At 69.8% G+C, this 12,797-nt stretch carries 13 protein-coding genes and 1 tRNA gene; 8 read left to right on the top strand and 6 right to left on the bottom strand.

The features are described 5' to 3' along the window. Complete coding sequence (gene thrS / locus AC0L5F_RS00710) at positions 1-1,989, bottom strand: threonine--tRNA ligase (protein ID WP_473314686.1); 1,989 nt, start codon at positions 1,987-1,989, stop codon at positions 1-3. Between the two features lie 108 nt (positions 1,990-2,097). Here thrS and AC0L5F_RS00705 point away from each other — a divergent pair, with 108 nt between their 5' ends. Further along, positions 2,098-2,658 carry a hypothetical protein gene (locus AC0L5F_RS00705; RefSeq protein ID WP_473314685.1) on the top strand — a complete coding sequence of 187 codons (561 nt, stop codon included), beginning with the start codon at positions 2,098-2,100 and terminating at the stop codon, positions 2,656-2,658. After that, positions 2,633-4,102: an APC family permease gene (locus AC0L5F_RS00700; protein WP_473314684.1), complete on the top strand. Its 1,470-nt coding sequence runs from the start codon at positions 2,633-2,635 to the stop codon at positions 4,100-4,102. Before AC0L5F_RS00705 ends, AC0L5F_RS00700 begins: the two co-directional genes overlap by 26 nt. Here the strand turns inward: AC0L5F_RS00700 and AC0L5F_RS00695 are convergent. Next, the gene (locus AC0L5F_RS00695; RefSeq protein WP_473314683.1) at positions 4,095-5,822 is read right to left on the bottom strand and encodes an FAD-dependent oxidoreductase; all 1,728 of its coding nucleotides are present in this window, start codon (positions 5,820-5,822) and stop codon (positions 4,095-4,097) included. The two genes, AC0L5F_RS00700 and AC0L5F_RS00695, sit on opposite strands and share 8 nt — an antisense overlap. A gap of 55 nt (positions 5,823-5,877) precedes the next feature. Between AC0L5F_RS00695 and AC0L5F_RS00690 the strand changes: the two genes are divergently transcribed. The 5 genes from AC0L5F_RS00690 to AC0L5F_RS00670 all read left to right on the top strand — a co-directional run bounded on the left by AC0L5F_RS00690 (position 5,878) and on the right by AC0L5F_RS00670 (position 9,499). Beyond that, on the top strand, positions 5,878-6,471 hold the full coding sequence (locus tag AC0L5F_RS00690; protein ID WP_473314682.1) for a TetR/AcrR family transcriptional regulator: 594 nt from the start codon (positions 5,878-5,880) through the stop codon (positions 6,469-6,471). Beyond that, positions 6,468-7,901, top strand: a complete 1,434-nt coding sequence (locus AC0L5F_RS00685; RefSeq protein WP_473314681.1) for a flavin-containing monooxygenase — start codon at positions 6,468-6,470, stop codon at positions 7,899-7,901. Before AC0L5F_RS00690 ends, AC0L5F_RS00685 begins: the two co-directional genes overlap by 4 nt. Positions 7,902-7,930: 29 nt before the next feature. Then, the gene (locus AC0L5F_RS00680; RefSeq protein ID WP_473314680.1) at positions 7,931-8,545 is read left to right on the top strand and encodes an acetoacetate decarboxylase family protein; all 615 of its coding nucleotides are present in this window, start codon (positions 7,931-7,933) and stop codon (positions 8,543-8,545) included. A gap of 21 nt (positions 8,546-8,566) precedes the next feature. Next, the gene (locus AC0L5F_RS00675) at positions 8,567-8,977 is read left to right on the top strand and encodes a hypothetical protein (protein ID WP_473314679.1); all 411 of its coding nucleotides are present in this window, start codon (positions 8,567-8,569) and stop codon (positions 8,975-8,977) included. 90 nt (positions 8,978-9,067) lie between these two features. After that, positions 9,068-9,499 carry a hypothetical protein gene (locus AC0L5F_RS00670; protein ID WP_473314678.1) on the top strand — a complete coding sequence of 144 codons (432 nt, stop codon included), beginning with the start codon at positions 9,068-9,070 and terminating at the stop codon, positions 9,497-9,499. 7 nt (positions 9,500-9,506) lie between these two features. Here AC0L5F_RS00670 and AC0L5F_RS00665 read toward each other — a convergent pair whose 3' ends face one another. Together AC0L5F_RS00665 and AC0L5F_RS00660 are read right to left on the bottom strand one after the other, a co-directional pair. Further along, positions 9,507-10,301, bottom strand: coding sequence for a potassium channel family protein (locus AC0L5F_RS00665; RefSeq protein WP_473314677.1), 795 nt, complete (start codon positions 10,299-10,301; stop codon positions 9,507-9,509). A 47-nt stretch (positions 10,302-10,348) separates the two neighbouring features. Continuing rightward, positions 10,349-11,446 carry an acyltransferase family protein gene (locus AC0L5F_RS00660; RefSeq protein ID WP_473314676.1) on the bottom strand — a complete coding sequence of 366 codons (1,098 nt, stop codon included), beginning with the start codon at positions 11,444-11,446 and terminating at the stop codon, positions 10,349-10,351. A 117-nt stretch (positions 11,447-11,563) separates the two neighbouring features. On the opposite strand from AC0L5F_RS00660, the gene AC0L5F_RS00655 reads away from it, so the two are divergent. Further along, a complete protein-coding gene (locus AC0L5F_RS00655; protein WP_473314675.1) occupies positions 11,564-11,740 on the top strand; it encodes a hypothetical protein in 177 nt (58 codons plus the stop codon). A 50-nt stretch (positions 11,741-11,790) separates the two neighbouring features. Here AC0L5F_RS00655 and AC0L5F_RS00650 read toward each other — a convergent pair. Together AC0L5F_RS00650 and AC0L5F_RS00645 are read right to left on the bottom strand one after the other, a co-directional pair. After that, a tRNA-Val gene (locus tag AC0L5F_RS00650) sits at positions 11,791-11,862 on the bottom strand. Positions 11,863-11,918: 56 nt separating this feature from the next. Further along, a complete protein-coding gene (locus AC0L5F_RS00645) occupies positions 11,919-12,752 on the bottom strand; it encodes an aminotransferase class IV (protein ID WP_473314674.1) in 834 nt (277 codons plus the stop codon). Between the last annotated feature and the right edge of the window lie 45 nt (positions 12,753-12,797).

The raw sequence follows: 12,797 nt of genomic DNA, 5'->3' as shown, positions 1-12,797 counted from the left end.
CTAGACCTGCTCGCGCGACTCGATGGCCGCGATGATGCGGGCGATCGCGTCGTCGACCGGGACCCCGTTCTCCTGGTCGCCGCTGCGGTAGCGGAACGACACGGCGCCGGCCTCGACGTCGTTGTCGCCGGCGATCAGCATGAAGGGGATCTTCTGCGTCTGCGCCGTGCGGATCTTCTTCTGCATGCGCTCGTCGGAGGCGTCGACCTCCACGCGGATGCCCAGCGGCGTGAGTCGGGCGGCCAGGTCGTGCAGGTAGGCGGCATGACGCTCGGCCACCGGGATGCCCACGACCTGGACCGGCGCGAGCCACGGCGGGAAGGCACCGGCGTAGTGCTCGACGAGCACGCCCATGAACCGCTCGATGGAGCCGAACTTGGCCGAGTGGATCATCACCGGCTTCTGCCGTGATCCGTCGGGCGCGACGTACTCGAGGTCGAAGCGCTCGGCGGACGGCATGTTGAAGTCGTACTGGATGGTCGACATCTGCCATGTGCGACCGATCGCGTCGCGTGCCTGCACCGACACCTTGGGGCCGTAGTACGCCGCTCCCCCCGGATCGGGCACCAGCTCGAGACCCGACTCGAGGCAGACCTCCTCGAGCACCTGCGTCGCGGTGGCCCAGTCGTCGTCGGAACCGATGAACTTGTCGGGCTTGGAGTCGTCGCGGGTGGACAGCTCGAGATAGAAGTCGTCGAGCCCGAAGTCGCGCAGCAGGCTGAGCACGAATCCCAGCAGGTGACGGATCTCGTCCGGCGCCTGCTCGGGCGTGACGTAGGAGTGCGAGTCGTCCTGCGCGAAGCCGCGCACCCGGGTGAGTCCGTGGATGACGCCGGACTTCTCGTTGCGGTACACGTGGCCGAACTCGAACAGCCGCAGCGGCAGCTCGCGGTACGAGCGCTGACGCGAGCGGAAGATCAGGTTGTGCATGGGGCAGTTCATCGCCTTGAGGCGGTAGTCCTGGCCGTCGACGTCGAGCGCCGGGAACATGCCCTCGCCGTAGTACGGCAGGTGGCCCGACGTGTAGAACAGCTGCTCGTTGGCGATGTGCGGGGTGCCGACGTACTGGAACCCCTCCTCGATGTGCCGGCGGCGGACGTAGTCCTCCATCTCGCGCTTGATCACGCCACCCTTGGGGTGGAACACCGGCAGGCCCGAGCCGATCTCGTCGGGGAACGAGTACAGGTCGAGCTCGGTGCCCAGACGGCGGTGATCGCGACGCTGGGCCTCCTCGATGCGGTGCAGGTGCTCGTCGAGCGCCTCCTTGGTCGGCCACGCGGTGCCGTAGATGCGCTGCAGCTGCTTGTTCTTCTCGTCGCCGCGCCAGTAGGCGGCGGCCGAGCGCATCAGCGTGAACGCCGGGATGCGCTTGGTGGTGGGCAGGTGCGGCCCGCGGCACAGGTCGCCCCAGGCCCTCGAGCCGTCGCGCTTGAGGTTGTCGTAGATGCTCAGGCCACCGGCGCCGACCTCGACGCTCGCGCCCTCGGCGGCGCCGTGCAGATCCTGGGGGGCGGTGGACTTCAGGCCGATCAGCTCGAGCTTGTAGGGCTCGTCGGCCAGCTCGCTGCGCGCGTCGTCGTCGCTGACCTCGCGGCGATCGAACTTCTGCCCCTCCTTGATGATCTTCTTCATCCGGGACTCGATCTTGACCAGGTCCTCGGGCACGAACGGCTCGTCGACGTCGAAGTCGTAGTAGAAGCCGTCGGTGATCGGCGGTCCGATGCCGAGCTTCGCGTCGGGGAACAGGTCCTGCACCGCTTGCGCCATGACGTGCGCGGTCGAGTGCCGCAGGATGTCCAACCCGTCGGCGGAGTCGATCGCGACCGGCTCGACGTCGTCGCCCTCGACGAGCTCGCGCGACAGGTCGACGAGGTCTCCCCCGATGCGGGCCGCGATGACGTCGGGCGTCTCGGTGAACAGCTGCCACACCTTGGTGCCCGGTTCGACGGACCGCTGCTGGTTCTCGACGCTGATCTGGATCTCGGGCATGCGGCACCTCTGCTTGTTGATGGACCCGCCCTACGGATGGCGAGTGCTGCTTGATGGCAGCCTAGGCCATACGTTGGGCAGCATCCGCCGGCCCCGAGGAGAGTTTCCGTGTCCGCCTGGCTCGAAGGCCTCAGCACGCTGCAGGTGCTCCTGCTCGTGGCCGCCCTGATCGTCGGCACCTCGGTGCTGGCGGCGATCGTCGGCGCGGTCCTGGTGCGCCTGGGCATGCGTCGTCCGTGGGTGGTGCGGCTGGCCAGCCGGCTGGTGATGCAGGCCGTCGAGCTGATCAAGCGCCCGTTGACGATCGTGGTGCTCGACGAGGTCGCCGCCGTGATCCAGACCGGCCGCTACACCCGCAACATCTCCGACGCGCTGGTCGAGAACCACGACGAGCTCAAGGCGCTGGTGGCCGAGAAGGTGAAGGCCGACCCGAACGTGCGACTCGTCAAGAAGCTGCCCGGGTACGACCTGATCGTCGCCGAGGTCTCCGAGACCACCCTGCGGGTCGTGATCGAGATGCTGGCCGATCCCCGCATGGACGAGCTGATCTCGGACCTGCTGCGCAACAACCTGCAACAGATCAAGCACGCGGTGCGCGACCGCCAGCACGAGGCCGTCGGCGAGCACGCCCCGCCGGATCCGAGTGCCCCGCCGCCCCACCACGACTGAACTTCTGGCGGTCGAGGTCGCGGACGCCGACCGCGGTGCCATGCTGGAGATCGTGCCCACCACTCCACGCACGTCCCGCGCCTCGCGCGGGGGCATGCTCAGCTCTCGCCCGATCCTGCTGCTCGCCTTCGCGTTCGCGGTCATGGCCGATCCGGTGTCCTCGGTGGCCTACGCGGTCGAGGCAGCGCTGCGGGCGCTCGACGGCGACCTCGGCCTGCTCCTGCCCACCATGGCCCTCGTGGTGGCGATCATCGCGCTGGTCATCGTCAACTACCAGCAGCTCATCCGCCGCTACCCCCGTGGTGGTGGCGCTGCGGCCGCCAGCGGCGAGGCCTTCGGTGACGGGTGGGCGTTCCTGCCGATCGGCGCCCTGGTGGTCGACTTCGTCCTGACGATCTCGATCAGCGTGTCCGCGGGCGCGTCGGCGTTGATCGCCTACCTGCCGCAGCTGTCCGGGTCACGACTCCCCCTTGCGCTCGGGCTCACCCTGCTGGTCGGCGCGATCACCTGGTTCGGCCACTTCGGCCGCCTGTTCTTCGCGCTGCTCGCGATCGCGTTCATCGGCGTCACGGCTGCGGTCCTGATCTTCGGGCTCGGCGCCGAGCCGGGCAGCAGCACCACGACCTTCACCTCGACCGCCGGGCACGCGGCACCGGTCGCGATCGTCCTCGCTTTCCCGGTGGCCATGGCCCTGGCCACCGGCGTCGAGGCGCCGTCGTCGGCCATTGCCCAGCTGGGCCAGCTCGACGACGAGGGTCGCAAGCTCTTCGGCCGCGTCACGCTGTGGCTGACGCTCGGCATCGTCGGCACCATCACCCTGGGGCTGGCCGCCGAGGCCCACCACCTCAGGGTCGGCGTGCCGCGCCAGGACTCCACGCAGATCGCCGAGCTGGCCCGGGTGGCAGCGCCGCACGGACTGTTCGTCGCGTTCCAGCTGGTGACCGCTCTCCTGCTGCTGTCAGCGGCCAGCTCGTCGTTCCAGGCCGGACCGGGTCTGCTCAAGGCGCTGTCGCGCCGACCGGGATCCGAGGCAGGCATCCTGCCCGCGCTGCTCGGCGGGACGAACCGGCACCACACGCCGTACCGGGGCGTGATGGTGTTCACCGCGGCCTCGTTGGTCGTGGTGGCCGCGGCCGGCGGCCGGGACCAGCGGCTGGTGCTGTTCTACGCCGTGTCGGTGTTCATCAGCTTCCTGGCCGGGCTGCTGGCCATGGCGCGCTTCGCCCACCGCGACGGCAACACCCGCATGCTGGTCCTGAACCTCGTCGGCACCGCCGTGGTGGCCTTCACGCTGGTGGTCAACCTCGGCCGGGGTCTGCCGATCGTGAGCCTCGCCGCTTCGCTGCTGATCGCCGCAGGTCTGCACCGGATGTGGGTCAGGGCTGGCCGGCCACAGGGCGTCGGGTCGGCCGTCGGTGAGTCCGAGGTGGGCCAGGTCACCTGACCGGTTCGGCCCGCGGTGGGACCACGGGCACCGGCAGCACGAGCGCGGCGGGCGCTCCGGGCGGCACCGCAGGGTGGGCCGGCGGCACCGGGGCGATCCGCCGGTACGCCTCCCCCAGCGCCGGACGCGGGTCGGGCTCTCCGCGGTTGGGCCACAACGACATCGCACGCTCGGACTGGGCCGTGATCGTCAACGATGGATTGACGCCGAGGTTGGCGGTGATCGTCGAGCCGTCGCTGATGTGCAGGCCGGGGTGCCCGAACACGCGCTGATAGGGGTCCACGACTCCCGTGGCCGCCGACTCCCCGATCACGCATCCACCGATGAAGTGCGCCGTGAGCGGCACGCCGACCAGCTCACCCGTGGAGCTGCCGGGATAGCCGCCGATGCGTTCGGCCAGGTCCTTCGTGACCCGGTCCGCGGCGGGTATGAAGGCCGGGTTGGGCTCGCCAACGCCCTGCCGACTGGTCATCCGGGACCCGAACAACCCCCTCGTGAGGTACGTCGTGATCGAGTTGTCCAGCGACTGCATCACCAGCACGACGATCGACTGCTCGGCCCAGCGACGGGGGGCGTGCATGCGCCACGTGCCCCGGAGCCCCAGAGCCCGGTAGCCGCGGAGCACGGCACGAAGACGTCCCACGGGCCGTTCGGGATCGCGCAGTGGCAACGCCATGTTCATCAGGCTCAGCGCGCTCGACCCGTGGCCGTACCGCACCGGCTCGACGTGCGTGTCGGCGTCGGGGTGGAACGACGACGTGATGGCGACGCCAGGCGTGTAGTCGGCGTCGGGGTCGGCCGAGCGCGCACTCAGCACGGCCTCGGAGTTGGTGCGGCTCAGCTCACCGATGCGCGGCGAGAGGTCGGGAAGCGACCGCCGACGCAGCCGGTGCAGCAGGTCTTGCGTGTTCAGCGCGTTCCCGGCGAAGACCACCTGTTCCGCGGTGAACCTGCGGCGGCGCAGACGGTTGCCGGTGCGGTGCGTGCGCACCTCGTAGCCGCCGTCACGGGTCGGCCGCACGTCGGTGACGGTGGTGCGCTCGTGCACGACCGCACCCTCGGCCTCCGCGAGGTACAGGTAGTTCTTGACCAGGGTGTTCTTGGCGTTGTGCCGGCAGCCCGTCATGCAGGCTCCACAGTCGATGCAGGCGTTGCGGGTCGGACCCGCGCCGCCGAAGTACGGGTCGGCGATCTCCTCGCCGGGCGCGGCTCCGTGGTCCTGGCCGAACAACACGCCGACGTCGGCGGGATGGAAGGTGTCGCCCACCCCCATGTCGTCGGCGATCTCCGACATCAGTCGATCGGCCGGCGAGCTGCCGGGGTAGGTGGCGACGCCGAGCATCTTCTTGGCCTGCGCGTAGTGCGGCGCCAGCTCGTCCTTCCAGTCCGTGATGTGCGACCACTGCTGGTCGCGATAGAAGGCGTCGAGGGGTTCGTAGAGCGTGTTGGCGTAGACCAGCGAGCCGCCGCCGACACCGGTGCCGCTGGCGATCAGCACGTCCTTGAGCAGCGTGATCCGCATGATGCCGAAGCATCGGGCCCACGGCGCCCAGAGGTAGCGGCGCGCCCGCCACGAGGTCTGCGGCAGCTCGTCGTCGGCGAACCGGCGCCCCATCTCGAGCACGCCGACCCGGTAGCCCTTCTCGGTGAGCCGGAGCGCGGCGACACTGCCGCCGAAACCGGAGCCGATGACGAGGACGTCGTAGTCGCGAGAGGTCATGCCAGCAGCATAGAGCCTTATTGACACTCTGCCAACAGGCTGCCACGCTGCTCCCATGAGCACTGCAGGAGCGCCCGGCGCGCGGGTCCGCCTGGCCCCGGAGGTTCGTCGCGAGCAGATCATCGCGGCCGCCCAGCGGCTGTACGCCGACCGTCCGTACGACCAGGTCTCGACCGCCGAGCTCGCCGCCGCCGCCGGTGTCGCGCGAGGGCTGATCAACCACTACTTCGCCAACAAGCGCGAGCTGTTCCTCGAGGCCATGCGGCAGTCGGTCATGATGCCCGCCGAGGCCCTCCCGGACGTCGACGGGCTCGACCTGCCGGCCCGCACCCGCCGCATCGTCGACTGGATCCTGGATGCCGCCACCACCTACGGAGAGGCCTGGGTCAACGCCAGCGGGGCGGCCAACCTGCACGGCGCCTCCGACATCCAGGCGATCGTGGACGAAGCCGACGACCGCGCAGCCCGGCTGGTGCTGGACGCGATCGGCCTGCCGGACGACCGGCACCTGCGCGCCCGCCTGCGCCCCATCGCGGCGCTGACGAAGGCGGTGTGTCGCGAATGGCTCCAGCGCGACACGTTCACCCGCGACGAAGCAGCGACGCTGCTGACCTCCGCGATCGTGCTGTTCGTCGAGGATCACGCGTGACCCCCGCCTCACCCTCGGTCGGCATCATCGGCTCCGGCTTCGGCGCCCTGGCCGTCGCGATCGAGCTGATCCGTGCCGGTCACGACGACGTGGTGCTGTGGGAGCGCGCCGATGCCCTCGGTGGCGTCTGGCGTGACAACACCTATCCCGGGGCCGGCTGCGACGTGCCGTCGCCGCTGTACTCGTTCTCGTTCGAGCCCACCACGCGGTGGCACCGTCGCTACGCCCTGCAGGACCAGATCCTCGAGTACCTGCAGGACGTCGCGGAGAAGTACCGGATCACCCCGCGCATCCGGTTCGGCCACGAGGTCGTGTCCGCCGCGTGGGACGAGGCCGCCGCCACCTGGACGGTCGGCTTCGCCGACGGCACCAGCAGCACCGTCAACGTGCTCGTGCCGGCCGTCGGTCAGCTGTCGCGTCCGGCCCTCCCGCCCATCCCCGGCATCGACGACTTCACCGGTCCGTCGTTCCACTCCGCCGAGTGGGACCACGACGTGCCGCTCGACGGCCTGCGGGTCGCGGTGGTGGGCGCGGGAGCGAGCGCCATCCAGTTCGTGCCGCACCTGGCCGACCGTGCCGCTCACGTCACGGTGTTCCAGCGCTCGGCCAACCACGTCCTGCCCAAGCCGGACGGGCCGTTCCCCCGGTGGTACTCCCCCGGGGTTCGCTTCGAGCGACCGCTGTTCTGGCTGGCCGGCGAGCAGTTCTCGCGGGGCCTGGACAGCACGTCGCGGGTCGGGCGACTGCAGGAGGCCGTGGCGAGCACGCACCTGCGTCGCCAGGTCGACGACCCGCTCCTGCGCCAGAAGCTGACGCCCGACTACCCCGCCGGATGCAAGCGAATCCTGTTCTCGAACAACTACTACCCCACCTTGACGCGCGAGCACGTGCATCTCGAGATCGACCGCATCGAGCGCGTCACCGAGTCCGGGCTCGTCACGGTCGACGGCACCGCACACGACGTCGACGTCATCGTCTACAGCACGGGGTTCGACTCCCAGGACTTCTTGTCGTCGATCCAGATCTCCGGCCGCGACGGTCGCCTGCTGGCCGATCAGTGGGTGGACGGAGCACGGGCCTACCTGGGCATCTACGTGCCCCACTTCCCCAACCTGCTGGTGTCCTACGGCCCGAACACCAACCTGGGTGGCGGCTCGATCATCTACATGCTGGAGGCACAGGCCCGGCACATGCGCCAGGCGCTCGACCGGATGCGCGCCGGCGAGTACCGCGCGATCGAGGTCACCGCCGAGGCCGAAGCGGCCTACGACCACGAGGTGCAGGGCGAGCTGGAGCACTCCACGTGGGCGCACTGCGACAACTGGTACCGCCACCGCTCGGGCCGCATCACGTCGAACTGGCCCGGATCGACCCACCCCTACGCCAAGCGCACCCGCACGCTGGATCCCACCGCCTTCGAGTGGCGCTGATCTCGAGTGGAACCGACAGGAGCGTCCTGATGGCGACCTACCCCGACGAGCCGTGGCACCTGCACGGCCATGCCTACGTGGGCATTTGGTTGCTTCCGCGCCACGCGAGCCCCGCCCCGGCGTCCGCCAGCACGACGACGATCCGCGTGTTCGGCCGCGCCATCGTCGCCGCGGCCTTCTTCCGCTACGACTCTCCGAGCCCTCTGACCTACGACGAGGTCATGTCGACGGTCCTCGTCCGGCACGGCTGGCGGCCGCGGGTCTGCATCACCCACATCTGGGTCGACAGCGAAGCCTCTCGTGATGGTGGCCGAGCCCTGTGGGCGATCCCCAAGGACCTGGCCCACTTCGAACGCGAGTCGTACCGGTCGTACACCGCGACCGACATCGCCTCTCTGCGGGTGCGGAACGAACGACGGTTGCCGTTCCGGCTTCCCCTGGGATTTCGCACGGCTCAGGACCGGCGCGGGGCCCTCGTGGTGGCGCGTGTTCGGGGCCGCGCCCGTCTCGGACTCGTCAGTGGCACGTGGGCCGTCGACTCCGAGGGACCGCTGCGCTTTCTGCACGGCCGGCGTCCGCTCGTCACCGTGTCTCTGCGTCCCTTCCGGCTGGTCTTCGGGGACCGCACCTCGCCTTCGAGCTGACCCCGCACTAGCGTGGCCCGCATGCACCGCACTGCGCGTGGACTCGTCACGGCGGCCCTCACGGCACTGCTGCTGACTGCCGGATGCACCTCGTCGGACAGCCCGGCCGATGGCGCTGACCCCACCATCGGATCGGGCCCGAGCTCCGACGGCGGTTCGTCCGGCGGGAGCGACGCCCCGGCAGCCGGCGCACCGTCGTGCTCGTCGGTGTGGAAGGTCGGCGAAGACCTTCCCTCCGACTACACCGAGTGCGCGGACGGCTCGGCCGTTGGCAACCAGGACGTGACCGCGTGCCGCGACGGCTCGAGCCTGATCGTGTTCGACGACGCGTTCTGGGCTGTCACCGGCCAGAAGATCGTGCGACCTGACATCGCTCCCCTCCAGGACACGGCCGCCTACGGTTCGGCGTACTCGGCCTGCACCGGCGAGTAGTCGGCAGATCTGCCCCGGGTTGACCTCGCCCGTAGGGTGGGAGCGCACCACGTCGTCCTCTCCCAGGCGGCACCACCGCAACGACGGGACATGACGATGAAGAGCACTCGCCGACGGCGTCAACGCCGAGCCGCCCGATTGTTCGAGGCGTCCTCAGAACGCCTCCTGGCGATGGCGGGGCTCCTCACCAGCACCCGGGATCGCGCCGAGCGGCTCACCGTGGACGCCATGGCTGCACACGCGCACGGGTCCTCGCATCCGGACGAGTCCGACGACCACCAGCAGATGGCCGGCCTGCTGCACGAGCGCTGGGTGACCACGCACGCGCCTCGTGGCGCTCGACGTGCCGACGACACCTCGCTGAAGGCGCGACTGCACGACCTGTCCGACCTCCAGCTCGGCCTGATCGCACTGTGCCTGTTCGGCGGCTACACCTACGTGCGCGCTGGGCACCTGCTCAGCATGACGCCGGTCGAGGCCGCCGCCCAGCTGCGCGACGCCCTGCTCGCCATCGGTTCCTGACGGCGCACTACGTCCTGGTCTGGTCCTCGCCGTCGGTCTGGCCGAGGCGATCGCTCAGCACCCGGATCTGGTGGCTCAGCGCCGCGATGTCTCGGCGGGTGACGGCGTCGGACTGCTCGTCCGCCTCCGACACCCGGTCGACCAGCCACGAGGCGAACGACCCCGTCACGACACCGAGCATGGCGATGCCGGCGAACATGAGTCCTCCCGCGACGAAGCGCCCCGTGGTGGTCACCGGATACATGTCGCCGTACCCGACGGTGGTAATCGTGGTCAGGGCCCACCAGATCGCGTCGCCGAAGGTCTGGATCGGCCCGTCTCCCCCGCGCTCGGCGTCCAGCACCGCCACGGCGGCGACGAAGACGACCAGCGTGGTCGACGAGATCAGGTACATCCCGACCCGGCCGCGCATCGAGCTGCCGGCGTACCGGTTCAGCACGCTCAGCAGGGTGATCAGCCGCAGCAGTCGCAACGGTCGCAGGATCGGCAGCACCACCACGGCGACGTCGAGCGGGTGCTGGCGCACGAACAGCCATCGGTGCCTGGCCAGGGCGACCCGAACCGCCAGGTCGACCAGCACGAGCACCCAGGTGACCCACACGACGGTCTCGCACGCCGCGACCAGGCCGCGGCCGAGGTCCGGATCGAGGATCGGCCAGGCGTAGCCGCCGAGGAAGGCGAGCGTTGCCACGGTCAAGGGAAGCTCCGAGGCGCGCTCCCACCGGGCGACGCGTACCTCGTTCTCCTCGGACTCTCGCTCGGTGCTGATGGACTCGGCGTGGTGGTTGGTGACGTCAGCCATGCCCCCATCGTCTCAGCGACCCGTAGAACCGCGAGCCGCCCGTGCGGTCAGGCCTGCTGCAGCGGCGGAACCGGGTCCACTGGTGCAGCTGGGGGCTCCTGCCGCCACGGGCTGCGGTAGGCCTTCTGCCCGAGGAACGTCCAGCTCACCCAGGGCCGGCGTCCGGCCGTGATCTCGAAGAGGATCGGCAGGGCGAGTCCGGCGGCCAGGCACGCGACGAAGATCACGGCTGGGTCGTCCAGACCCGCGCGGGACAGCACCATGCGCATCGACGCGGTGCCGAACACGTGCAACAGGTAGATCGCGAACGAGAAGTACCCCAGGCGGGCCAGGGGGCGCCACGCCAGGACGGACCGGAACATCAAGAACGTGGCGACGCCGGACAGCCCGAGCAGCACGTGCACCACCGGTGCCTGGACGCTCGTCAGGTCGATCCTCCCGACCACCGCCAGCGCGTTCACCGTGAACAGCACCGCGGTGATCCCCAGCATCGCCCAGCGCGGCGCGACGACGTCGCGCCCGTGCGCGGCGACCAGGTAGCCGAGGAGGAAGCACGGCAGCAGCGCGAACGCGTTGACGAACGAGAACACGTCCGAGGCCGGTGGCAGGTCGGTGCTGAGGTACGACATCACCACCGCGGCCAGGCTCGCCGCCGCCACGGCCCACGTCAGCCGTGAGCGCGTCCTCAACCAACCGCAGACGTCCAGGAGCCCCACGAGCAGGAAGATCAGGAAGATCGCCTGCAGGAACCAGAAGTGGGCGACTCCGTAGACGTAGACGTGCCACTCCTCGCGCACGGGCAGGGCCTCGTTCGATCCGGGCACGACGGCCTGCACCAGCAGGAACAGGGTGCCGACCGTCACCAGCGGGACGATCAGGCGCCGCACCTTGCGGTGCACGAAGCGGCCGTAGCCCGACGACGTCGACAGGGGCCGCACGCCGTAGACGAATCCGGACAGCGACGCGAACAGCGGCATCCGCAGGTCGGCGAACAGCAGGTCGTAGTAGCGCCAGCCGGAGTCGTCGGCGACCTGCATCCCCGTCGCGCTGGTCCAGCCGATGACGTGACCGGCCACCATCGCGATGATGGCGATGCCGCGCAACGTGTCGATCTCGACGTCACGACCACCCAGGACTTTCGTCACGAACCAACGATACGGCACCGGGCCCCGGCATTTCACACGATTTCGTGACCTCGCCGGTCCATCATGGCCATCAGCTGGCCGGACTCGTGCGGCCACGACCCGGGAAAGAGGTCACCCATGAGCGACGACACCGCACGCGACGTGCTCGAACGCGCGATCGGCGCCTACAAGAGGAAGCCCCGCGGGACCGTCGACGACATCAGCCACCTGCCGCCCGACAAGCAGCTGCAGGTGGCCCAGGTGGCCGCCCTGCTGTCGATCGCCGACGAGCTGTCGCGGCTGGGACGAGAATGAACGAAGCCACCTGACCGCGATTGCGCCGGCCAGGTGGCTTCGTCGTGCTGTGGGCGATACTGGGTTCGAACCAGTGACCCCCTCGGTGTGAACGAGGTGCGCTACCACTGCGCCAATCGCCCCGGATGTGCCTGCACACGATATCGCACCGCGTCCACCGGCCCCGAATCGAGGTCGATCAGGGGTCGTTGCTCCTGGCTGCCTCGCGGTCCCAGATGGCCTGCGCAGCGCGTGTCACCGGGCCGGGAGCGGCCACCTCGTGGTCGTCGACGCGCGACACCGCCTGCACGTCGCGCGAGGTGCCGATGAGCATCACCTCGTCGGCCTCGAACAGCACGTCGAGCGGCGCGTCGCGCTCCACCACGTCCATCTCGCCTGCGCACCACTCGAGCACCAGCGCACGGGTGATGCCGGCCAGGGGGCCCGCTGCGAGCGTGGGCGTGACCAGCTGGTCGCCGATCGCGTAGAACACGTTGGACCCGGTGCCCTCGCACAGCTGCCCCTGCGTGTTGGCCATGACCGCCTCAGTGGCCCCCCGCGCCTTCGCGTACTCGATCATCACGGCGTTCTCGGCGTACGAGGTGGTCTTGAGGCCCGCGAGCGCGCCCTTCTCGTTGCGCGCCCAGGGCGCGGTGACGATCTGGCTGACGGCCGGCGGCTTGATCAACGGCGCGGTGACGACGGTGTGCGTGAGGCCGAGATCACCGCGCGGGGAGCCGAGGGGCCCGATCCCGGACGTGACCGTGACCCGCACGAGACCGAACGGCAGGTCCTGGCCCTCGATGGTCGCTGCGATGCCCTCGCGCACCGCAGCGAGGTCGGGGCGTCCGATTCCGAGACCCTGGGCCGACCGTGAGAGCCGTTCGAGATGGCGGGTCAGCGCGAACGTCTCACCGTGGTTCACGGCGATGGTCTCGAAGACACCGTCGCCGACGATCATGCCGTGGTCGAGCACGCTGATCACTGGCGTCTCAGGGGCTTCGAGCACCCGACCGTTCGCCCATGCCTTCATGCCCCCACGCTAGTCCCACCCCGGTTTGGGACCCACCGCCGAGAT

Source organism: Aeromicrobium sp. 10G20-16 (assembly GCF_055809665.1).
The sequence above is the reverse complement of the archived record's forward strand: the minus strand, read 5'-3'. Positions and strand labels throughout refer to the sequence as shown.